This is a genomic window from uncultured Massilia sp. (genome assembly GCF_913773735.1).
Taxonomy (GTDB): Bacteria; Pseudomonadota; Gammaproteobacteria; order Burkholderiales; family Burkholderiaceae_D; genus Telluria.
In genome coordinates, this window is sequence record NZ_CAJYEB010000037.1 from 155,755 (window position 1) to 179,202 (window position 23,448).

Below are 23,448 nucleotides of genomic sequence, written 5' to 3' on the forward strand. Positions count from 1 at the left end.
GCCTTGCAGGAAAACCTGCCGGCGCCGCCCGCGCCAGGCCGTGCGTGCGTGCCGCCGACCGGCCCCGTCACGGCGCGGACGGGTCGGCGCGGTCCAGTTCCGGATAGTGGCGGAAGATGCCCTCCTCGTTGAACGGCAGGCGCCGCGTCGACGCCAGGTAGGCGGCGATGCGCGGCCGCGCCGCCACCCGGGCGCGGTGCGCCGCGAGCAGCGGATGGCTGGCGTCGATGCGCGCCAGCGCATGCGGGAAGGCATAGCGCAGGCCTTCCACCAGCTGGAACAGCGACAGGTCGGCGTACGTCACCGCCTCGCCCAGCAGGTACGGCTTCGGCCCCGCGCGTCCCAGGATGCCCTCGAACCACTCGAAGAACTTCGGGATGCGCGTTTCGAGGAAGTCGGCGCTGCGGCGCTTCGCTTCCGGGCGCTGGTCCTCGTAGTACAGCGAGGTCGCCACCGGGTGGTGGCTGTCGTGCGCCTCGGCCACCATGTCGGCGATCGTGAGCTGGATCTGGTTGACCCACAGGCGCCCCTGCTCGTCCGCGGGCGCCAGCCCATGGCGCTGGCCCAGGAACAGCAGGATGTTGGCGGTCTGGCCGACCGTCACGCCGTCGCCTTTGAGGAACGGCGGCGCATACGACGGGTAATCCGCGCCGTCCATCGCCGCGAGCATGCGCGCCATGCCCCCCGGCTGGCGCGCCACGTCCACGTAGTCCACGCCCGCTTCTTCCAGCGCCAGCCGCACGAACTCGCCGCGTCCTTGTATCGTGGGCCAATAAAAAAGTTCATACATCGTTGTGCCCTCCTCATCTTGTTCGGTCTGACTCAATTATTCATGAGGATTTCGATCTTCGTCGCGGCAATCGTGCTAGTCTTGCATCTGGTAACTTACCTAACAAAAGATTAACAACAAGAGACATGTTCACAACAAAACCGCAACTGGGGAAACGTTACCGATGACGTCGATCTCGTGCGTGCCGGCGCAGCACCCGGCACACCTTTTTTGTTGAGCAAGTCCTCCGCCCCTGGCGGAGCGAGATAGACCGATCGATAACGTATTCCGGAGCGCCTCATGATTTTCGCTCACCTGACCCGCCACTGGATGGCACGCCGCACCCAGTACAGCTTTCCGTCCTGGCTCCTGAGCATCCTGCGCAGCCTGCGCGTCCTGGCCTGGTACCGCGACCACCGCAGCCTGTGCGAACTCGGCGTCTACCGCGAGCACCTCGCCTCGCCGGCCAACGACGACCCCTTCCACCACCTGAGCCACCGCGACTACCTGGTCAAGGGCATGAGCGCGCGCCGGCGCGTGCAGGCGGTGCTGAGCCACTACCGCTTCGAGCAGGCCACGTTCGACGCCGCCTACCTGCAGGCCGTCTACGGCGAGCGCCGGCTGGCGCTGTGGGAGCACGAGGCCGAGGGCAGCCGCTTCGCGATCCAGCTCGAGATGGCGTCGCGCAGCAATGCGGAGGGCGACCTCACCGTGGCCCTGGTCGCGGACGGCAAGTGCCTGCACCGCCTGTCCTACAGCTGGCTGCCCGGCGCCATGCTGGGCGCCGAGGTCCCGGTCGTGCCCTTCATCGCCCGCAACCAGGGCCGCTGGGTCGATTCCGGCGCCGCCTTCGACGCCTTCGAACGCGCCTTCCCCAACAACTCGCCGAGCTTCTTCTGCTTCGCCGCCATGCAGGGCATCGCCCAGGCCGTCGGCATCGACCGCGTGGTGGCGATCCGCAGCGAGTGCCACATCGCCTACGACCCGGCGCCCGACAAGCACTTCGCGAACGCCTACGACGGCTTCTGGAAGATCCTCGGCGGCACCGGGATGCCGGGCCGCGAAGGCTACCTGATCACGCTGCCCTTCTACGTCAAGCCGCTGTCCGAGATGCCGTCCAAGCACCGCAAGCGCGCGGCCCAGCGCCGCGAGCACTGGCGCGTGATCGGCGAATCGGCCCGCACGGTCCTGCAGCGGCACCTGCTGCTGCAGCGCACGCAGGTCGAACGCGCCGCCACGCAGCTCGAACCGGCATGAGGGACCATATCGTCCATTAACAAACGCACCACATCGGCGCGCATCGTGCTACACTCGCGCCTTCGCTAGGGGTCCTGGAGTCGCTTCCGGGTGAGAAATACCCTTCGTACCTGATCTGGATAATGCCAGCGAAGGAAAGCGCAAAGCAGTTCCCTCCTTGTTTGCCCTTCCCCAGTTGGCTCCGGCTTTTGAATGAAAGCAGCGCGTCCCATACTGGCGCGCGAAGACGAGCAAACCATGAACCCGAGACTCAAGCATTCCCTCCTCGCCTGCGCGATCGTGCAGGCCTTCCCATCCGTCGTCCTCGCGCAGGAGCAGGCGCAGGCGAGCGCGCCGGTGGCCGAAGTGGTCGTCACCGGCAACCGCTTCATCGCCACGGACCGCGCCAGCGTCGGCGGCTTCGGCGAGGCGTCGCTGTTCGACACCCCGGCCTCGATCACGGCCATCGGCCGCACGCAGATGCAGGACCTGTCGATCCGGTCGAGCACCGAGGCCGTGCGCTTCGACGCCTCGGTGAGCGACGCCTACAATGCCGTCGGCTATGCCGAGCAATTCTCGATCCGCGGCTTTGCCCTGGACAACAACTACAGCTACCGCAAGGATGGTTTCGCGATTCCCGGCGATAGCCAGATTCCGCTGGAGAACAAGGAGCGCCTCGAGATCCTCAAGGGTCTCGCCGGCCTGACGGCCGGCATCGCCGCGCCGGGCGGCATCGTCAACTACGTGACCAAGCGTCCGACCAGCACGCCGCTGCGCTCGGCCACCGTCGAGGTCAGCGAGCGCGGCACGCTGTACGGCGCGATCGACCTCGGCGGCCGCTTCGCCGACCGCCGCTTCGGCTACCGCATCAATGCCGCCGCGGCCGACCTCCATTCCTATGTGCGCGGCGCCAACGGCGACCGCCAGTTCGTCTCCGGCGCCTTCGACTGGCAGCTCACGCCGGACGCCCTGCTGCAGCTGGACATGGACTACCAGCGCAAGGCGCAGATCACGGCGCCGGGCTACCAGCTGATCCGCAACGAGACCCTGCCCACCGGCGTGTCGGCAAAGACGCTGCTCAACGACCAGCCCTGGACCCGCCCGGTGACGACCAGGGACGGCAACCTCGGCCTGCGCTTCACCTACCGGCTGGCGTCGGAATGGACGGCGACGGTGGCCGCCAACAAGCACTGGTTCGAGCGCGACGACTACACGGCCTTCCCCTACGGCTGCAGCAACGAGGGCGACGGCTACTATCCGGGCTATTGCGCGAACGGCGACTACGACGTCTACGATTACCAGAGCACCGGCGAGCGCAAGACGCCGTGGGGCGCGCAGGCGCAGCTGCAGGGCCGCTTCGCCACCGGCGCACTGCGCCACGACCTGACCGTCGGCACCTCGTACGCGGAGCGCCACGACCGCTTCGGCGACTACGTCTACGACTACGTGGGCTACAGCAATATCTGGCATCCGCTGGTCACGCCGTCGGTCGCCCCCGACCGCGTCACCGGCCCCGTGTTCGAGCGCCGCAGCGACGAGGAAAGCGCGCTGTTCGCGCAGGACATCGTGCGCCTGTCGCAGCAGTTCAGCCTGCACGCCGGCCTGCGCCACGTGAAGATCGACCGCCGCGAATACGTCGGCGACAGCGCCAGCTGGGTCGCCAGCCGCCACACGTTCACGCTGCCGCAGGTGGCGCTGGTGGCCAGCCCGTCGGACGCGTGGAACGTCTACGCCTCGTTCAGCCACGGCCTGCAGAACGGCGGCATCGCGCCGATGGAGACGGCGAACCAGAACCAGATGCTGGCACCGCAGCGCTCACGCCAGGTCGAGCTGGGCACCAAGGCCGCGCTGGGCGATACCCTGAACCTGTCGGCGGCGCTGTTCCAGATCCGCCAGGGCCTGGAGTACACGGATGCGGCCAACGTCTATGTGCGCAATGGCGAGCAGACGCACCGCGGCCTGGAACTGGCGGCCCAGGGCAAGGCGACGCGCGACCTCGACTGGAGCGTGTCGATGATGGCGCTGAACACGCGCCAGGAAGGCACCGGCCAGGCGAGCATCGACGGCAAGCGCGTCACCAACGTCCCCGCCTTCAAGTCGACGGCGTGGCTGGCCTACGCCGTGCCGCAAGTGCCGGGCCTGAAGCTGGACGGCACCTGGCAGTATGCCGGCAAGAAGGCGTTCGACGTCGAGAACCGCGTGTTCGTGCCGGACTACCACGTGTTCGGCCTGGGCGCGTCCTACGGCCTGAAGGTGGGCACGACCAGCGTCACGCTGCGGGCGCGCGCGGAAAACCTGTTCGACAAGTTCTACTGGCGCGACGTGACGCCGGCGCTGGGCGGTTACCTGCTGGCCGGAGCACCGCGCACCTTCCGCCTGTCGGCCACTGCCGACTTCTAAAAAAAAGGCGCTGTTCGCGTTAATTGCGTTTCCCGTCCAGCCGCTTGCCGAACTGGACCGCTGCCCGCAAGAGCAGCGCCGGCGTCGTCAACCGTTTGTCGTCCAGTATCCGCTGCCAGCCCGAGTAGTCGATCAGGTAGCGGCTGGCCACGCCGCGAAAGCGCAGCAGCCAGGTCTTGAAGCGGCTGTGCCAGCCATTCACGTTCTGCAGGTGGATCGCGCCGCGCGTCCGGATGCCCGCCCGCAGGTTGACCGCTTCGTGGGTGATGCCCGCCCTGGCCGCAAAGGTCTTGTAGGCTTGCGCCGCATCGCTGACCAGCAGGACATCCGGCGCCAGCACGGGCCGTAGGCACCGCTCCAGCTGCGCCGCCGTCACCGGCCCACGCCCGGTATGGAAATCGAGCGTTTGTCCGCTGCGGTCGCGCGCTACCAGCAGGCACGCATGGTCGCGGTTGATGCCGCGGCGCCTGGCGACCCCGCCGCGCTTGCGCGCCGGACGGTCCAGCGTGCGCGATCCCTTCTGCGATTCGAGCAGGTAAGTTTCGTCCGCCTCGACGATAGCCGACAGCGTCGGCGCGCGTTCGTGCATGGCGCCCGGAATGAAGCGGTGACGCCAGCGAAAACTGGTGGTGCGGTGCACGCCCGTCACGGCTGCGGCGTCGCGCACGGTGCGTGACGCGAGCACGCACTGCAGGTACGCCAGCCATTTCTCCTTGAGACGCAGGCGCGCGAGCGGTGTGCCACTCAAGGCGTTGTAGCTACGCCCGCAGCGGCAGCAACGATAACGCTGCAATCCGCTGGCGCTGCCGCAGCGGTGGACGCGCGTGGCGTGGCAACGGGGACAGGGTGGCCGGCCGGCGGCCTGTTCGATGAGGGCGATGCATTCGCCGGGATCCGCGATGGAGGCGAGCAAACTGCGCAGGCGTGCAAGATCCTGCATGCACAGCGGTAACGCTTCGAGCGCGGCAAGCACGTCGTCGAACGCCAGAGCCGGCATCGCTGTCTCCCCATGAGTTACCTCGACAATGGGTGAGACTGCCAGCGCAGCGGATGGTTCGCACAATTAACGCGAACAGCGCCAAAAAAAACGCCGCCGGCGCTGTCAAGCACCGGCGGCGTTCGCTGCACAGCCGTCGATCAGACGGTCGGGATGCTGGTGTTGATGGCGCCCACCAGCGTCAGCATCTCCTGCGAATCGGCAAAGCCCAGCAACACGTCGCCACGGTCCAGCTGGCCCGACGCCAGGCCGTCGAGCCAGAACTTCTGCTCGGCGGCGCTGCCGGCGCGGTCGAAGGCGCTGTGGTACAGCGCGTCGACGAACTGGGCGTCCGTCAATCCGCCGTACTGGGCCGTCGCTTCGTTCGAGCCGACGAACCAGTCCGCCACCTGCGTCAGGCTGGCGCCCGACTCGTGCAGGCCGATCCAGAAGTTCAGGCCGCCCTCGTCCGCGTGGCGCGCGAACAGCGTCTCGTACATGCGCACCAGCGTGGCCACGTCGCTGTGGTTGAAGTCCAGGTCGACCGACTGGCCCATGGCGATCTTCTCGGCCGAATCGGCGATCATCAGCGCCGCGCCCGCCTTGTCCACCTTGCCGGAATCCAGCGCCGCGACCCAGGCCGCCTTGCCGCCCGCATCCGCGTCGCGTCCCAGCACGTTGTGGTACAGGGCGTCGATGAACTCGGCATTGCCCAGCTTGTCCAGGCCATTGGCCGAGAGCAGGCCGCGCGCCACGTCGTCCTGGTGCGCGCCCTTGCCCAACGCATCGATCCACAGGTCGATCGCGGCGTCGGTCGCCTTGGCGCCGCTGGCGGCCTCGATCAGGCGCGCCACGGTGCCGCGCGCCGTCGTGTCGGCCGCGGCGCCGGTGAAGCGCAGCACCTCGACGTCGACGACGGTATCGGTGCCGTCGGTGCCGTGCAGGTCCTTGATCACCAGGTGGCCATCCTTCACGCGCAGGCTGTAGCCATCGCGGCCGGCGCCGCTGTAGCGGGCGATGTCGTGTCCGCTGCCGCCGTCCACGTAGTCGTCGCCCTCGCCGCCGAACACGATGTCGTCGCCGTCGTCGCCGTACACGTGGTCGTTGCCTCCCGCGCTGCCGACGATGTCGTCGCCGCCGCCACCATGCAGGGTGTCGTCACCTTCGCCCAGGAAGATGGTCTGGCTGGCACCGTCGCCCCAGACCTTCTGCGAGCCGGCGCCCCCGCTGACGTTGACGGCGCCGATCAGGGCCGCGAACTCGACGTTGTCGAGCTTGATCTGCGTGCCGGCCGGCAGGCCGGACGCGTCGAGCACGATCGCGGTAAACGGATTGCCCGGCGCGGACGGGATGCCCGTGATCGCCAGCGGCTGGCTCGGCGCGGTATTGATGTTGGCCGTCGGCACGATGGTCTGCACCAGCAGGTTGGTGCTGGAAGCGAGATCGCCCAGGAAGCCGGTGCCGCCGCCGGTGAGCTGGTTCTGGTCCGCCGAGCCCGCGGCCGTGTGGGCCTTGATCTCGCGGATCAGGTCGGTCAGCGAATCGCTGGCCAGCTTGATGCCCGAGCCGGAGGTCGTCATGCCGAAGCCGACCGGCAGCTGCGCCAGCAGGATGTTGCCGCCCGATGCGTTCTGGGCCAGCGGGATGTCCGCGAGCGTGTTATTGCCGACCTGCTCGTCGCGCGACGCGGTCACGGTCGGTATGGTCAACTTGGTCGACGTGCTGCCGTCGGGATTCGTCACCTGCTCGGACACGACCTTGACGCCGTCGACGGTGGTTTCGGTCGGCGGCGGCGTCACCGGCGGCGTCACAACGACCGGCGTGTTGTTCGCTACCGGTCGGTTGGCCACGCTGGCGGCATCGTTGCCGGCCGCATCCTGGATCGCGTTGGCATCGTTGCCGTTCGTCGGGTCGGTATAGGACACCGTCACCGACTGGCCGTTCTGCACGCTCGACGCCAGCGTCAGCGTGACGGTCTTGTTGACGGCATCGACGACCACGGCGCTGACGGCCACGGTGGCATTGCCGACGTGGACGGCGAACGCGGACGCCGCCGGCGCATGCGCGGCATCCAGCGCTTCGTCGTACGTCATCACCAGTGTGCGACCGTTGACGGCGGCCGACACGAAGGTCGGGGCCAGCGTGTCGCCCGAGTTGTTGGTCACGGTCGCATCGGTCACGGCCGCGGCATCGTTGCCGGCCGCATCCTGCACCACGCCACCGCTCGACGGCACCTGGTACGACACCTTCACGACGTCGTTAGGCTGCACGGCCGTGGCCAGCGTCAGGGTCACGGTCTTGTCGTTGTTGACGACGGCGCCCGTCACCGCCACGGTGGCGTTGCCCACCTTGACCGTGAACGCGCCGGCGGTCAGCTGCTGGCTGATGTCCAGCGCCTCGTTGTACGTCAGTACCAGCGAGGTGCCGTTGACGGCGGCCGAGGCCAGCGTCGGGGCCAGCGTGTCGCCGGAGTTGTTGGTCACGGTCGCGTCGGTCACGGGCGCGGCATCGTTGCCGGCCGCATCCTGCACCACGCCGCCGGTCGATGGCACCTGGTACGACACCTTCACGACGTCGTTAGGCTGCACGGCCGTGGCCAGCGTCAGCGTCACGGTCTTGTCGTTGTTGACGACGGCGCCCGTCACTGCCACGGTGGCGTTGCCCACCTTGACCGTGAACGCGCCGCCGGCCAGTTGCTGGCTGATGTCCAGCGCTTCGTTGTAGGTCAGCACCAGCGACGTGCCGTTGACGGCGGCCGAGGCCAGCGTCGGGGCCAGCGTGTCGAGCGAATTGTTGGTCACGACCTGGTTGGCCAGCGGGGCGGCATCGTTGCCGGCGCCGTCCTGGATCGTGTTCACGCCGCTGGTCGAGTCGGCGTACGACACCGTCACCGCCTGGTTCGGCTGCACGGCACTGGCCAGCACCAGCTTCACGGAATGCGTCACCGGATCGATGCTCAGGCTGTCGACCGTCACCGGCTGGCCGTCTACCTTGACGACGAAGTCGCCCTTCAGCGGTGCGTTCTGCGTGTCCAGCGCTTCGTTGTAGGTCAGCACCAGCGAGGTGCCGACGGCCGTGGCGGCCTGGAGCGTCGGGGCCAGCGTATCGCCCGAGTTGTTGGTCACGGCCGCATCGGTCACGGCCGCAGCATCGTTCCCGGCCGCATCCTGCACCACGCCACCGGTCGACGGCACCTGGTACGACACCTTCACGACGTCGTTCGGCTGCACGGCCGTGGCCAGCGTCAAGGTCACGGTCTTGTCGCTGTTGACGACGGCGCCCGTCACCGCCACGGTGGCGTTGCCCACCTTGACCGTGAACGCGCCGGCGGACAGCTGCTGGCTGATGTCCAGCGCCTCGTTGTAGGTCAGTACCAGCGACGTGCCGTTGACGGCAGCCGAGGCCAGCGTCGGGGCCAGCGTGTCGCCCGAATTGTTGGTCACGGTCGCATCGGTCACAGCCGCGGCGTCGTTACCGGCCGCGTCCTGCACCACGCCACCGGTCGACGGCACCTGGTACGACACCTTCACGACGTCGTCCGGCTGCACGGCCGTGGCCAGCGTCAGGGTCACGGTCTTGTCGTTGTTGACGACGGCGCCCGTCACCGCCACGGTGGCGTTGCCCACCTTGACCGTGAACGCGCCGGCGGACAGCTGCTGGTTGATGTCCAGCGCCTCGTTGTAAGTCAGTACCAGCGAGGTGCCGTTGACGGCAGCCGAGGCCAGGGTTGGCGCCAGCGTGTCGAGCGAATTGTTGGTTACCGCTTCGTCGGTCAGCGGGACAGCGTCGTTGCCGGCCGCATCCTGTAGCGGACCGACGCCGTTGGGATTGTCGGCATACGATACCGTCACGATCTGATTCGGCTGCACGGCATCCGCCAGCGTCAGCGTCACCGTGCCGTTCTGCGCATTGATCACCATATTGGTGACGCTCACCGCCTGGCCGCCGACCTTCACCGTGAACGCGCTCACGTCCGGTGCGCTTGCGGCGTCCAGCGCTTCGTCGTAGGTCAGCACCAGCGACGTGCCGACGACGATGGCCGATTGCAGCGTCGGTGCCACGGTATCGAGCGTATTGTTGGTCACTGCGTGGTTGGCCAGCGGGGCGGCATCGTTGCCGGCCGTGTCCTGGATCGGATCCTGGCCATTGACCGGCGCATACGACACCGTCACTGCCTGGCCCGGCTGCACGGCGCTGGCCAGCGTCAGCGTCACCTTGCCCGTGTTGGCATCGAGCGCCACGTTGGTCACGGCCACCGGCGTACCGCCGACGTCGACGGTGAACGCACCCGCGGTCGGCGCGTGGACGTCCAGCGCCTCGCTGTAGGTCAGCACCAGCGACGTGCCGGTCACCGTGGCCGAGGTCAGCGTCGGCGCCAGCGTGTCGCCAGAATTGTTGGACACCGTCTGGTTGTTCAGCGGGGCGGCGTCGTTACCGGCCGCATCCTGCAGCGGACCGGTGCCGTTCGGATTATCGGCATACGATACCGTCACCACCTGGTTCGGTTGTACGGCGTTCGCCAGCGTCAGCGTCACCGTGCCGTTCTGGGGATTGATCATCACGTTGGTGACGCTCACCGCCTGGCCGCCGACCTTCACCGTGAACGCGCTCACATCCGGTGCGTTCACGGCGTCCAGCGCTTCGTCATAGGTCAGCACCAGCGACGTGCCGACGACGATGGCCGATTGCAGCGTCGGCGCCGTCGTGTCGATCGCGACGATGTTGTCCATGACGATGTTGTCGATGATATATACCGACTGGTTCCCGGCCGTTCCAGAATCCGTATCCGTCAACGACGTGATCGTGAACGATGCGATGCCGCTGAACTTGGCGGGATCGAGCGCATACGCTGCCGTCAGGTAGGAATTCGGCGCCGCGGCGTCGAGCACGATGTCCTGGAATTGCCCATTGCTCGCCATGATGCGGAACGTCTGCGATCCCGGCTGGTCGTGATAGAGTCGCAGCGATTTCAGGTCGAAGGTGTAGTTGCCGCTATCCGCGCCGAAGTCGGACAGGCTGTATTGCACCGACGTTTCCGGTTCCCAGTAGCCGACATACAAACCGTTCCTGGACGCGAGCGAACTCGTATCCCCGTTCATGAAGTAGGCGAAGTCTTCCGCCTTGGAATCCGCCGTCACAATGTTCAAGCGTACCTGGCTGGCATTGTGGTCGTACGTCGCATGATGCGTCGTCATGTCCACCCCGGCCAGCGTTCCCGCGCCCGCGCCGGCAGCCGTGTCGAACGTGAACAGGGCGCCGACGCCCTGGAACGGCGGCGTCAGGTCGCCGACGCCGTTCACGGGCAGCGTGGCGGCATCGTTGCCGGCCACGTCCTGGATCGCATTGGCGTCGTTGCTTCCCGACGGATCGGTGTAGGCGACCGTGACCGCCTGGCCGGCCAGCGCCGGCGTGGCCAGCGTCAGCACGACGCTCTTGCCGTCGGCGCCGATGGCCACATCGGTCACGACCACCGCGGCGTTGTCGACCTTGACGGCGAAGGCATTGGCAGGCGGGAGGTGGGCGGCATCCAGCGCTTCGTCATACGACAGCGTCAGCGCGCCGCCGTCGATTGCGGCGAACAAGAAGGACGGCGCCGTGGTGTCGGACGGTGGCAAGCCCTGGAAATCCGTATCGTGACCGAACACATACGGCAGGTCCATGGACGCATCGCCATCGACGAGCATGAGGTTGCCGCTGGCGTCGACGGCGAACGTCGGCGACAGCATGTCGTTGAACTCGTCGATGTCCGCCTTGCCGTCGATCCACCCGCCATTCTCGAGCGTGAGGATCTTGTTGCCATAGAAACCGTTGGCTGCATCCACCTCCTGCACGGCCAGGTAGATCTTGCCATCCAGCCCGCGCACCAGGCCGGGGCGACCCGTGGCAAACGACGTATCGACCGTGTCGTAAGGCGCATACCAATGGCTGCCATCCTGCGGCGCGGGAACGGGCGTGCTGGTCCAGGTGCTGCCGTTGAACTGCCACAAGTGCATGGCATTGCCGCCATCCACGGTGACGACCATCAGCGCGCCGCCCGCATCGACGGCGGCGCCCACCAGGTCGTCGCCCGTCGGCAGGGAACTCGATACGGCGGCCTGTCCCGGCAGCAGGTCCTTGACGATCAGGCTGTTGCCGTCCGCGGCCGCCTGGATCAGGAAGCTGTGCTTGTCCAGCCCGGCGACCTGCTGCAGGGTCTTGCTGCCGGCGACACCGTCCGTCCCGACGGCCACGAAGCTGCCCGTAGCGTTCGTGGCGAAGAAGTTCTGCTCCTGGAATACAACGTTGTAGCCTGCCCCCGCGGCCCGGTGATAGGACACATTGACGACATTGTCGGATGTGACCACGACGCTGGCGCCGGTGAGGTTATAGATGCTCGCGTTCGGACTCGTTGCCTCCAGCGTCTCTAGCAGCGCCGACGTCCACTGCCCGCCGTCGTAGGTGAGCATCTCGATATTGACATTCGAGCCCATGCCGTGACTCAACGATACCAGCGCATGGATCTTGCCGTACTGGTCGACGGCGATCGGCACGGCGGCGCCCATCTTCGTGTAGCTGTCGACCATGTCCGCGGCGACATCCAGCGTGGCCGCGACGGACCAGGCCACGCCATTCCACTTGAAGACCGACAGCGTCGTGTCAGAACCCGACATCGCCATGTAGAGATTGCCGTCGGCGCCGGTCACTACGGAGGTGCGGTCACTGGTCTGTTGCTGCGTCCCGGCGACCGCGCCGCCGGAAATCGACGGTTCCGGCGACGTCGCCGCCAGGTACGACGTCGCCGTCACCGGGCTGCCGACCTTGCCGTCGGTAACGCTGATGCTGACCGACGCGGTGCCGTTGTTCGTCGCCGTGAAGGTCGCATCCGCCAGCGCCGCATTGATGACGGCGGCCGAGCCCTGCAGCTGGATGCCGTTGGCGGGGTTGCCGTCGGCATCGACCAGGCCGTCGATGGTGCCGTTCGTGGCCGTCAGCGTGACCGTGAGGTTGTCGCCGTCCACATCGGCGACCTTGTAGTCGGGCAGCGCCGACGCCGTGCCGGTGCGCACGCTGGTCGAGATGTAGTCGGCGATCGTGGGCGCGTGGTTCGAGGCAGGCGTGTTGTTGGTGACGGCGGTCGGCAACAGGACCTGCGCATCGTTGCCCACGGCATCCTGGATAGGCGCGCCGACGCCGCCGCTGTTCGGATCGTTGTACGCGACGGCGACCGACTGGCCGGGCAGCACGGCGGCGCCCAGCGTCAGCGTTACCTTCGTGCCGTCGACGACGACGCTGGAAACGCCAACCGAGCTATTGCCCACATTGACCATGAAATCGAGGAAGGACGGCACGCTCTGCGTATCCAGCGCCTCGCTGTAGGTCAGTACCAGCTGGTCGCCGTTCACGGCGGCCGACACGAAGGTCGGCGCGGTGTTGTCGAGGGCATAGCCCGGCTGGTTGGTGCCCGTCGGCGTGGTGGCGACGAGCGCATTGCCGGCGCCGTCGGCGATGTCCTGGCCGCCGGCGAAGCCCAGCGTGACGTTGCCGTCCAGGTAATCGAGGTCGCCGCCGGACACGGTCACCTGGTAGGTGGTGCCGGAACCGGTCACGTTCGTGACGGTCGCTGTGGTGCCGCTCACGCTGAAGTCGCTCGCGTCGAGATTGTCCACCGACTCGCTGAACGTGACGGTCCAGGTCAGGCTGTCGGCATTGGTGGCGGCGGCGGCGTTGCGCACGATCGACGCGACGGTCGGCGCATTGTTGTCGAGGGTGTAGGTGATCTGGTTGATCGCGGGGGGATTGGTCAGGTCGAGTGTGTTGCTGGCGCTGTCGGCAATGTCCTGGTTACCGGCGAACCCCAGCGTCACCGCGCCATTGTAGCCTGCCAGGTTGCCGCCGGAAACCTTGACGGTGTAGGTACTGCCGTCCACGGGCGTCACGGCGAGGCTGCTGCCGGTGGGGCCGGTGACCGTGAAATCAGTCGCATCGACATTCTGCACCGTTTCGCTGAACGTCACCTTGTACACCAGTTCGTCGGCATTCGTCACGCCGGTCGCGGACGTCACATACTCGATCGACGCGACGGTCGGCTTGGTGGTGTCGCTCGGCGGCGTACCCGATGTCGCGATGGTGATGCGGTCGTAGAACAGCCACAGGTGTCCGTTGGCCCGGGTGGTATCGACCGCGCTGACGCGTACCTCGTCCACGTTCCCAAACACGTTCGACGGCAGGTCGGCGCTCGTCACCAGGCCGAAGGGGACATCGACATAGCCGACCAGCTGGCCATCCCGGTAGCCGGAAATGCGGGCCTCCGTGGCAGCCTCGGCGCCGTAGTCGCCCAACAATATCTGGGTGAACCCGAACTCTTTCCCGTCGCGTTCCTTGATGACGAAGGAGCCGTCGCCACCGTCGGGATCCAGGTCGGGGTCGGTGTTGTTCGGATTGCTCGTGTAGGTCTTGTAGTTGCCATACACGCCGCCGTTGCTTCCCGAATCGATATAACTCAGGTGATACCCGGTCGGCTGTCCGTTCATGTCGCCGCGATACATCTGGATGACCAGTCCCGCGACGTCGTCCGATCCGAACTCGCCGTCGGTGACCGTCGCCCCCATGTCGGTATAGTCGGGCGTGTTGAAATCGATGGTTGTCCCGGTCGCCGGCATGCCCAGCGTGCCCGCGTACGCCGCCAGCGCGCCGTCGCTGCCCAGCGCCGCCGTCTGGACATGGCCAACCGCCGCTTCCAGCGTCCAATCGCCGCCCAGCAGCGCGCTGCCGGTCAGGTCGGTCGACGCGGCCACGTCCGCCCCGGTCGCCGCGGCCAGCGCCGCGATGAAGGACTGGCCCTGCGCGCCCTGCGCCACGTCGCAGCCGTACAGCAGCACGTCGGCATCGGCGGCCAGCGCGGCGCGGATGGTGCCGAGCGCGTCGCCGTAGGCGCTCAGGTTGTCGAGCGTGACGTGGGCGTTGCCCAGGTCGAGCGCGCCGGCGCTGCCGTGGCTCAGGACGTGGATGGCGTCGACGCCGCTGCGCCCCGCCAGCACCTGCGCGATCTGCTGCAGGCCATCCTGGGACGCATCGAGCAGGACGACGTCGGTGCCAGCCTTGACGGCGGCCACCAGCTGCGCGAAGTCGGGAAGGGAACTGTCGATGAAGACGATCTCGTTCTTGGCGACAGCGCTATCGAGGGATGCGGCGGAATTGGAAACGGACACGTTGTGGACTCCAAGTGCGATAAATGAAATACAAGGCATCCATATTTATTTTGTTATCACAATGCCTTGCCAGCCAGAAACTTATAGACTATAAACCCGGGTCTTTTCTTCAGCAACACCAAGAGTTAAAAATCTTCGGAATCTGTCTTTTTTTCGGATTTTCCGCTTTCTTCCGCCACTACCTCACGACGTCGGCGTAGTTGAACGCCAACTTGCTGCCTTTCAAGTCATGCCGGCCGCTGCCAGATGCGCTTCGACCCGGCGTATCCGTTCCGGCTGCTCTCCTGTCAGCAGCACAAAAGGAATGCCGCGCTGCACCAGTACCGCCAGCAACTGCTCGTGCACACGCTGCCGTACTGCCTCGGACTCGCGCATCAATCCATCCGGCACCCAGGGCACGTCGGTCCCCGCCACGAAGGTCAGCGCATAGTCGTGCGCCGCCTCCAGCGCCAGCAGCGCGTCCGGCACGCGGCCCCAGTAGATGCGGCTGTACACGGCCGTCATCAGCGGCGTGGTGTCGCAGATCAGGACGCGGCGGGCGCGCGGCAGCAGCAGCCGCTCGCGTTCGCGCTGGGTGCGCGCGATGCCGAGCTGGTCGTCCTCGCGCGGCACGCGGCCGTGCGTGTCGACGAACTCGCGCAGGTATTCCGGCACCCACACGGTGCCCAGGCGCGCGGCCAGCGCCTGCGCCAGCGTCGACTTGCCGGTCGATTCCGCGCCCAGGATGGCGATGCGCGCGGCCGCCGTTCCCGCACCGGCCGCCATCAGCGCGCTCCCGCGCGCGCCGCCGCGCTCCAGGCGCGCAGGCCGAGCACGGCCAGGACCACGAACAGACCGTACAGCACGGCCGTCAGGTACAGCGACTTGTGCAGGTACAGGCCGACGTAGACGATGTCGACCAGGATCCAGACGTGCCAGTTCTCGACCTTCTTGCGCGCCGTGAGCAGCGTGCCGAGCAGGCTGCCCGCGGTCAGGAAGCCGTCCAGGTGCGGCACGTCGGTATCGGTGAAGTGCTTCAGGAAGGACGACAGCAGCACGAAGCCGGCCGCCCACCCCGCCAGCGACCAAGCCAGCGCGCCGCGCTCCAGGCGCGTGACCGCCAGCGGCGCGCCGTCGCCGCCGCGCCGCCACTGGAACCAGCCCCAGCCCGCCGTCGCGATGAACACGCCCTGCAGGCCGGCATCGCCGTACAGGCGCGCCTCGACGAACACGAACGCATACATGGCGGACGAGACGATCGCGAACAGCCAGGCCCAGTGGTTGCGGCGGATGTTCAGCACGACCGTCGCGATCGACAGCGCGAAGGAGAACAGTTCCAGCAGGGTCGTGGAAAAGCCGGCGAGGTCGATGGGGTCGTTCATTGCGGGTCCGGGGTCGAGGTCAGCCGGCGATTATCCGAGCAGTACCGGGTTTATGCAAGCCGCCCCCCTGTCCGGTTCCGGACAGTGCTGCCCGCCAGCGGGCACCGCGCCGGCCCCGCATGCGGGCATCCCACTGGGAGGATGGGGCTGGCACGGCGCTTGCAATACCCCCGTCATCGTCATTTCGTCGCGCATCATGGACCAAGCCATTTCCCTCGACATCCTGCGCCGCCGCCGCCACCTCCGCCTGGCCGCCGGCGCCCTGCTGCTCGCCTGCCTGGGCGCCGCGCTGTGGGGCATCAACCGCCTGGTGCGGCCCAGCGTGGCCGCCGCCGACCTCGTCATCGCCGAAGTGCGGCGCGGCAGCGTCGACAACACGATCGAGGCAGCCGGCGTCGTCATTCCCGTGCACGAGGAAGTCGTCACCAGTCCCGGCGCCAGCCGCGTGGCGCGCGTGCACGCCAAGCCGGGACAGCGGGTCGCGCAGGGCGACGTGCTGCTGGAACTGGACGACCGCGACATCCGCCTGGCGCTCGACGCGCTCCAGGAGCAACTGGCGCAGCAGGAAAACCGCATCGTCGGCCTGGCGCTGGAGCGCGACCAGAAGCTCAAGCAGACCAGGAGCGCCATCGAGCTGCTGGAAATCGACCTGCAGTCGGCGCGCGCGCGCCACGAGCGCAACCAGAAGCTGCGCAGCAGCGGCCTGGTGTCGGGCGAAGACCTGCTCACGGCCGAACTGAACGTGCGGCGCAACGAGATCCAGCTGCGCCAGCAGCGCGAGCTGGTGGAAGACACGCGGCGCAGCACCGCCAGCAGCATCGCCGCCGCCAACCTGCAGAAGGACATCCTGCAGAAGCAGATCGCCCAGCAGGAACGGCTGCTGGCGCAGACGAAGGTCGTGGCGCCCTTTTCCGGCATGCTGACCACGCTGGTCGAGGAAGAAGGCGCCAGCGTCGCCGCCGGCCAGCTCGTCGCGCGCGTCTCGGAACTGGACAACTGGCGCGTCGAGGCCACGCTGTCGGACTTCCACGCGCGCCAGCTGGCGCCCGGCCAGCCGGTGCGCGTGACCCAGAACGGCGACGCCGTGGACGGCAGGGTCCGCACCATCCTGCCCGAGATCCAGAACGGTTCCATCAAGCTGCTGGTCGACCTGGACCAGCCGCGCAATGCGCACCTGCGCAACAAGATGCGGGTCGACGTCAGCGTCGTCACCGCGCGCCGCGCCGATGTCCTGGTGATCGACGGCGGCCCCGCCTTCAACGGCATGGGACGCCAGCCGGCCTTCGCGGTGCGCGACGGCCACGCCGTGCGGACCACGCTGGACCTGGGCGCCAGCGACGGCAAGGTGGTCGAGGTGGTGGCCGGGGGGCGCGCGGGCGAACGCTTCGTCGTCGCCGGCACCGAGGCCTTCAAGGACCTGGACGACATCCGCATCTCCCCCTGATTCCAACGAGAGGACAACCATGATCAGACTGGACAAAGTCAGCAAGACCTACCGCACCGACAAGGTCGAGACGCTGGCGCTGAAGGACATCGACCTGCACGTGCGGCAGGGCGAATTCGTCGCCATGATGGGCCCGAGCGGCTGCGGCAAGAGCACCCTGCTCAACCTGATCGGCCTGCTGGACCGGCCGGGCCAGGGCACCATCGAGATCGGCGGCACGCCGCTCAAGCGCTACGCCGACCGCCAGCTGGCCAGGCTGCGCAACCGCACCTTCGGCTTCATCTTCCAGCGCTTCCACCTGATCCCGGACCTGCGCGTGATCGACAACGTCGAACTGCCCCTGCTCTACCGCAGCGTGAAAGGCGCCGAGCGCCGCGGCCTGGCGCAGGCGGCGCTGGAAAAGGTGGGCCTGGGCGCGCGCCTGGACCACTACCCGAACCAGCTGTCGGGCGGCCAGCAGCAGCGCGTGGCGATCGCGCGCGCCATCGTCGGGCAGCCGCAGGTGCTGCTGGCCGACGAGCCCACCGGCAACCTGGACAGCCGCATGGGCGCCGAGGTCATGGACATCCTGCTCAAGCTGAACGAGGAAGGCACCACCGTCGTGATGGTGACCCACGACGAGCAGGAAGCGCGCCGCGCCGACCGCATCGTGCGCGTGTTCGACGGCCAGCTGGTCGCGTGAGGAGGATGCCATGCTGAGGAATTACCTGCTGACGGCCTGGAAGGTGTTCATGCGCCGCAAGCTGTTCACGGCCATCAACCTGGCGTGCATCGTGCTGACGCTGGTGGTGCTGATGGTCGTCAGCGCCCTGCTGGAAACCGCGTTCTGGCCGAAGGGCGTGGAAGGCCGGAGCGAGCGCATGCTGCAGGTCTACTCGATGTACAGCGAAAGCGCCGACGGCAGCGCGACGCGCACCACGCATCCCGGCTGGAAGACCATCGACCGGTATTTCAAGACGATCCCCGGCATCGAACGGGTGTCCGCCTTCACCATCGCGTCCAAGGTATCGGTCTACCAGGACGGGAGGGTGAGCGAGGTGGACATGCGCCGCGTCGACGCCGACTACTGGCATATCCTCGACTTCAAGCTCCTCGCCGGCCGCCTGCCCGGCGTGGACGACGAACGCGCCGGCCGCATGGTGGCGGTGCTCAACGCGACCACGGCGCGCCGCCTGTTCGGCGACGGCGCGGCGCCGGGCCGGCGCATCGTCGTGGGCGGCCAGGCGTTCACCGTGATCGGCGTGGTGGCCGACGTGCTGCACATGAACGCCTACGCCGACATCTGGGCGCCGGTCGCGACTTTTCCCTCGAGTAACTACCTCAGCGAGGAAACGGGCAACTTCTCCGCCATGCTGCTGGCGAAGGATGCCGCCGACCTGCCGCGCATCCGGCGCGAGGTCGCGCGCATCGGCCAGAATTTCGTCAGCGACGACCCGGCCACCTGGAAGATCACCCGGTTCTGGGCCGACAGCAAGATCGACCTGTTCGCGCGCGAACTGCTCGGCAACCATCACCGGCCCGATTCGGGCGCCGGCGAGCTGCTGGCCTCGATTGCCGTCGCCATGCTGCTGTTCATGCTGCTGCCGGCGCTGAACCTGGTCAACCTGAACATGGGCCGCACGCTCGAGCGCAGCACCGAGATCGGCGTGCGCAAGGCCTTCGGCGCCACCGGCGTGCAGCTCGCCGGCCAGCTGGTGATCGAGAACATCCTGCTGTGCCTGGCCGGCGGCCTGCTCGGCCTGGCCTGCACGCAGGGCGCGCTGTGGCTGCTCGAACGATCGCGCCTGATCCCCTACCTCGACGTCGACGTCGACCTGGCGGTGTTCGGCTGGGGCCTGTTGCTGGCCTTCGTGTTCGGCCTGCTGTCCGGCCTCGTGCCCGCCTGGAAGATGTCGCGCCTCGATCCCGTCCATGCCCTGAAAGGAAATGCCTGATGCTGCGCCACCTGTTGACCCTGACCTGGAAGCGCAAGACCAGGAACCTGATGCTGAGCCTCGAGATCCTGCTCGCCTTCGCCATCGTGTTCGGCATCGCCGCCTTCGCGCTGCGCTACCTGCAGCTGTACCGCGAGCCGGTCGGCTTCGACGGCGCCGACGCCTGGTCGGTCACGCTGCGCACCGACGGCGGCGACGAGGCCATCCCCGCCGACATCTACGCCACGCTGCGCCGCGCGCTGCTGGAACTGCCGCAGGTGCGCGAGGTCGGGTTCGCCGCCTATGCCCCGTACACAAACGCGACCTGGACGACCAATTACACGTCCTCGCAGACGCAAGCCAGCGTGGCGACCAATCTGTTCGAGGCGAGCGACGGCGTGGCGGGCGCGCTCGGCATGCCGCTGCTGCGCGGACGCTGGTTCGGCGCCGAGGACGAGGGGGCCGCCGTGGCGCCCGTGGTCCTGAACCGACGCCTGGCGGCGGCCCTGTTTCCCGGCCAGGACGCCCTCGGCAAGCAGGTATCGCGGCGCGACGGTGGCGTCACGCACACGCTGCGGGTGGTCGGCATCGTCGACGAGTTCCGCAACAAGGGGCCGTTCATGACGCCGACGAACTTCATCATGACGCGCTTCGCGCCGCTCACCGGCAAGTCGCGCGTGCGCACGATCCTGCTGCGCGTCGCGCCCGGCACCCCGCGCGCCTTCGAGGCGGCGCTGAACGCGCGCCTGAAGCTGGTGCGCAACGACTGGACCTACGAGATCGCGCCGCTGGCGGCGCTGCGCGCCACGCAGATGAAGGAACAGCTCGTGCCGCTCGCGGTCGTCACGGTGATCGCCGGCTTCGTGCTGCTGATGGTGGCGTTCGGCCTGTTCGGCGTGCTGTGGCAGAACACCACCCAGCGCATCCCCGAGATCGGCCTGCGCCGCGCGATCGGCGCGCGTGCCGGCGACATCTACCGCCAGATCGTGGCCGAGCAGATGCTGCTCAGCTCCTTCGCGATGGCGCTCGGCCTGCTGCTGCTGGTGCAGCTGCCGCTCACCGGCGCGCTGGGCGCGAGCCTGGACTGGAGCGTGTTCCTGGCCGCGGCGGGGCTGTCGATGGCCGTGATCTATCTGCTATCCTTGCTTTGCTCGCTGTACCCGGGCTGGCGCGCGAGCCGCCTCAGTCCCACGCAAGCGCTGCACTACGAGTAACGGGAACGGAAGCGGATGCATCACATGGAATCACAACGCAGGCGGCGCATCCTCGTCGTCGACGACGACGGCGCGGTGCAGGTCTCGCTGGCCCTGCTGCTCAAGCAGGCCGGCTTCGACGCCGCCTGCGCCGACGACCCGCAGGCCGCGCTGGCGCAGCTGGCGGCCGGGCCCTTCGACCTGGTGCTGCAGGACATGAACTTCTCGCTGCAGACCAGCGGCGAGGAAGGCCTCGCCCTGCTGGCCCGCATCAAGGCGGCGCATCCCGGCCTGCCGGTGCTCCTGATGACGGCCTGGGGCTCGATCGCGCTGGCGGTCCGCGGCATCCAGGCCGGCGCCGCCAACTTCTTCACCAAGCCCTGGGACAATGCGCGGCTGGTCGAGCTGATCGAGGCCACGCTGCAACTGGCGCCCCCGGGCGACGGCGACGGCGCCGATGCGGGGGCCGCGCCGGCGCCGCGCCAGGCCCGCGCCGCGCTCGACGCGCGCTTCGACTTCGGCGCCATCGTCGGCGAGCACCCGAAACTGCTGAAGGTGCTGGAAACGGTCGGCCAGGTGGCGCGCACCCGCGCGCCGGTGCTGATCCTGGGCGAGAGCGGCACCGGCAAGGAGCTGGTGGCCGACGCCATCCACCGCAACAGCCCGCGCGCCGCCCGTCCCATCGTCAAGATCAACATGGGAGCGATCGCCTCGTCGCTGTTCGAGAGCGAGATGTTCGGCCACGTGCGCGGCGCCTTCACCGACGCGAAAAGCGACCGCAAGGGCCACATCGGCAGCGCCGACGGCGGCACCCTGTTCCTCGACGAGATCGGGGAACTCAACCGCGGCGACCAGGTCAAGCTGCTGCGCGTGCTGCAGGACCAGCGCTACCAGCCCGTCGGCGCCAGCGCCAGCCTGCAGGCCGACGTGCGCGTGGTGTCGGCGACCAACCGCGAGCTGGCCGAACTGGTGGCCGCCGGCGAGTTCCGCGAAGACCTGTTCTACCGGCTGAACCTGATCACGATCCGCATGCCGCCGCTGCGCGAGCGGCGCAGCGACATCCCGCTGCTGGCGCGCCACATCGCGGCCAGGGTCGCCGAGGGCTACGGCCTGGAGGACGTCGCGCTGGCGCCGCCGGCGCTGGACTGGCTGGCGGCGCAGCCCTGGCCGGGCAATATCCGGCAGCTCAAGCAGACGGTCGAGCGCACCCTGCTGCTGGCCGGCTCGGCGCGCCTGACCCAGGCCGACTTCCAGGCCACCAGCGCCGTCGACGAGGGCGCGCACGGCGGCCGGCTCGGCGTGGACGGCATGACGCTGGAACAGGTCGAGCGCCACATGATCGAACAGGCGCTGCAGCAGCACGACCGCAATATCTCGCGCGTGGCCAGGGCCCTCGGCCTGTCGCGCGCCGCGTTGTACCGGCGCCTGGAACGCCACGGCCTGGACGGTGGCGAGGACCGGAGCGAAGCGCGCGGCGATGACCGCAGCGATGACCGGGGCGATGACCGGGGCGATGACCGGGGCGGCGGGCGTGGCGAGGGCCGCGGCGCATGAGCCGGCCGCCCGCATGACGCTGCGCCACCGCCTCGCCGCCTACCTGGCGGCGCTGCACCTGCCGCTGTTCGGCTGCGCCGCCCTGCTGCTGCCCGACCATCCGGCCTGGTTCGTCGGCGCCGAGACACTGCTGCTGGCCAGCCTGGCGCTGGGCTGGCGCCTGCTGCGCCAGGCCCTGGCGCCGCTCGACTACACGCAGCGCTTCCACGACCTGCTGCAGGACCAGCAGTACGCCAGCCGCCTGGCGGCGCCGCGCCTGGGCGAACTGGATGGCCTGGTCGACACCTTCAACGCCATGCTGGCCGCGCTGCACCGCGAGCGCCTGGCCATCGGCGAGCAGCAGGGCTTCCTCGACCGCCTGCTGGAAGCCACGCCGCACGCGGTGCTGGTGTTCGACTTCGACGGCGCCATCAGCCTGCTCAACGCCGGCGCCGCGCGCCTGCTGGGCCTGGAGGCGCCGCTCGGCCGCCCGCTGGCGGCATGGGCCGCCGGCAGCGGCGGCTTCGACCCCGCGCTGGACGCCCGGGCGCGCGAGCGCAGCCGCGAACTGGTGGCCCAGCTCGACGCGCTGGCGCCGGGCGAGAGCCGGCTGCTGACCGACACCGGGGGCCGGCGCTACCGCGCCCAGCGCGGCCGCTTCTTCGACCGCGGCTTCGCGCGCGACTTCCTGATGATCGAGGAACTGACGGCGGAACTCGAGGATTCGGAGCGGGCCACCTATGCGCGCCTGATCCGCGTGCTGGCCCACGAGGTGAACAACACGGTGGCCGCTACCCGTTCGGTGCTCGATTCGCTGCTGACCTACCGCAGCCAGCTGGCCGAGCGCGACGCCGGCGACTTCGCCACGGCCATCGTCGCCGTCAAGCGCCGCAACGTCAGCCTGGGCGAATTCATCGAGCGCTTCACGACGGTGGTCAAGATGCCGGCGCCGGAACTGCGTCCGGCCAGCCTGCGCGCGGTGATGGACGACATCCTGTGGCTGAACCGGGACCAGTGCGCCGGGCGCGGCATCCGGCTCGCCTGGTCGCGCTGCGACGACGTGGCGCCGCTGGCGCTCGACGTCCAGCTGATCGAGCAGGCGCTGCTGAACATCGTCAAGAACGCGATCGAGGCGATCGACGCGCGCAACGCCGCCGACGGCACGCGCGGCGGCGCCATCCGCATCGAGCTGGCCGGCCGCGACGACCGCGGACGGGTGCGGCTGTCGGTGATCGACTCCGGCGGCCAGCTCGACGCGGCCGCCGCGCGGCGCCTGTTCACGCCCTTCTACACGACCCGCAAGGGCGGCCAGGGGATCGGGCTGATGTTCGTGCGCGAGGTGCTGGTGCGGCACGGCTGCGCGTACGCGCTGGCGCCCGGGGACGATGGGGAGACGCGCTTCGACATCTGGTTTCCCGCTGCCGTGACAATGTGA

At 68.3% G+C, this 23,448-nt stretch carries 13 protein-coding genes and 1 riboswitch; of the genes, 8 read left to right on the forward strand and 5 right to left on the reverse strand.

Features of this window, described 5'->3' with window-relative positions; all coding sequences use genetic code 11:
• Positions 1-67 precede the first annotated feature (67 nt).
• Complete coding sequence (locus QZ749_RS19585; protein ID WP_296950090.1) at positions 68-790, reverse strand: glutathione S-transferase; 723 nt, start codon at positions 788-790, stop codon at positions 68-70.
• A 279-nt stretch (positions 791-1,069) separates the two neighbouring features.
• On the opposite strand from QZ749_RS19585, the gene QZ749_RS19590 reads away from it, so the two are divergent.
• Both QZ749_RS19590 and QZ749_RS19595 read left to right on the forward strand, forming a co-directional pair.
• A complete protein-coding gene (locus tag QZ749_RS19590) occupies positions 1,070-2,026 on the forward strand; it encodes a DUF535 family protein (RefSeq protein ID WP_296950092.1) in 957 nt (318 codons plus the stop codon).
• A 57-nt stretch (positions 2,027-2,083) separates the two neighbouring features.
• Positions 2,084-2,180, forward strand: a riboswitch (TPP riboswitch).
• A gap of 83 nt (positions 2,181-2,263) precedes the next feature.
• Complete coding sequence (locus QZ749_RS19595) at positions 2,264-4,405, forward strand: TonB-dependent siderophore receptor (protein WP_296950093.1); 2,142 nt, start codon at positions 2,264-2,266, stop codon at positions 4,403-4,405.
• Positions 4,406-4,424: 19 nt separating this feature from the next.
• Here the strand turns inward: QZ749_RS19595 and QZ749_RS19600 are convergent, their stop codons facing one another.
• The 4 genes from QZ749_RS19600 to pnuC all read right to left on the reverse strand — a co-directional run bounded on the left by QZ749_RS19600 (position 4,425) and on the right by pnuC (position 15,930).
• The gene (locus QZ749_RS19600) at positions 4,425-5,402 is read right to left on the reverse strand and encodes an IS1595 family transposase (protein WP_296950094.1); all 978 of its coding nucleotides are present in this window, start codon (positions 5,400-5,402) and stop codon (positions 4,425-4,427) included.
• 140 nt (positions 5,403-5,542) lie between these two features.
• A complete protein-coding gene (locus tag QZ749_RS19605; RefSeq protein ID WP_296950096.1) occupies positions 5,543-14,569 on the reverse strand; it encodes a SwmB domain-containing protein in 9,027 nt (3,008 codons plus the stop codon).
• A 222-nt stretch (positions 14,570-14,791) separates the two neighbouring features.
• Positions 14,792-15,334, reverse strand: coding sequence for an ATP-binding protein (locus tag QZ749_RS19610; protein ID WP_296950097.1), 543 nt, complete (start codon positions 15,332-15,334; stop codon positions 14,792-14,794).
• Positions 15,334-15,930 carry a nicotinamide riboside transporter PnuC gene (gene pnuC / locus QZ749_RS19615; RefSeq protein WP_296950098.1) on the reverse strand — a complete coding sequence of 199 codons (597 nt, stop codon included), beginning with the start codon at positions 15,928-15,930 and terminating at the stop codon, positions 15,334-15,336. The genes QZ749_RS19610 and pnuC overlap by 1 nt, the downstream gene beginning before the upstream one ends.
• Before the next feature lie 196 nt (positions 15,931-16,126).
• On the opposite strand from pnuC, the gene QZ749_RS19620 reads away from it, so the two are divergent.
• Genes QZ749_RS19620 through QZ749_RS19645 form a run of 6 tightly spaced genes read left to right on the forward strand, consistent with a single transcriptional unit; the run spans position 16,127 to position 23,448 of the window.
• The gene (locus QZ749_RS19620; protein ID WP_296950100.1) at positions 16,127-17,374 is read left to right on the forward strand and encodes an efflux RND transporter periplasmic adaptor subunit; all 1,248 of its coding nucleotides are present in this window, start codon (positions 16,127-16,129) and stop codon (positions 17,372-17,374) included.
• A 19-nt stretch (positions 17,375-17,393) separates the two neighbouring features.
• Entirely contained in the window at positions 17,394-18,056 is a 663-nt protein-coding gene (locus tag QZ749_RS19625; RefSeq protein ID WP_296950102.1) for an ABC transporter ATP-binding protein, read from the forward strand.
• Between the two features lie 10 nt (positions 18,057-18,066).
• Positions 18,067-19,308 carry an ABC transporter permease gene (locus QZ749_RS19630; protein WP_296950104.1) on the forward strand — a complete coding sequence of 414 codons (1,242 nt, stop codon included), beginning with the start codon at positions 18,067-18,069 and terminating at the stop codon, positions 19,306-19,308.
• The gene (locus tag QZ749_RS19635; RefSeq protein ID WP_296950106.1) at positions 19,308-20,501 is read left to right on the forward strand and encodes an ABC transporter permease; all 1,194 of its coding nucleotides are present in this window, start codon (positions 19,308-19,310) and stop codon (positions 20,499-20,501) included. The genes QZ749_RS19630 and QZ749_RS19635 overlap by 1 nt, the downstream gene beginning before the upstream one ends.
• 24 nt (positions 20,502-20,525) lie before the next feature.
• Positions 20,526-22,034, forward strand: coding sequence for a sigma-54 dependent transcriptional regulator (locus QZ749_RS19640; protein ID WP_296950108.1), 1,509 nt, complete (start codon positions 20,526-20,528; stop codon positions 22,032-22,034).
• Positions 21,958-23,448: a PAS domain-containing sensor histidine kinase gene (locus QZ749_RS19645; RefSeq protein WP_296950109.1), complete on the forward strand. Its 1,491-nt coding sequence runs from the start codon at positions 21,958-21,960 to the stop codon at positions 23,446-23,448. Before QZ749_RS19640 ends, QZ749_RS19645 begins: the two co-directional genes overlap by 77 nt.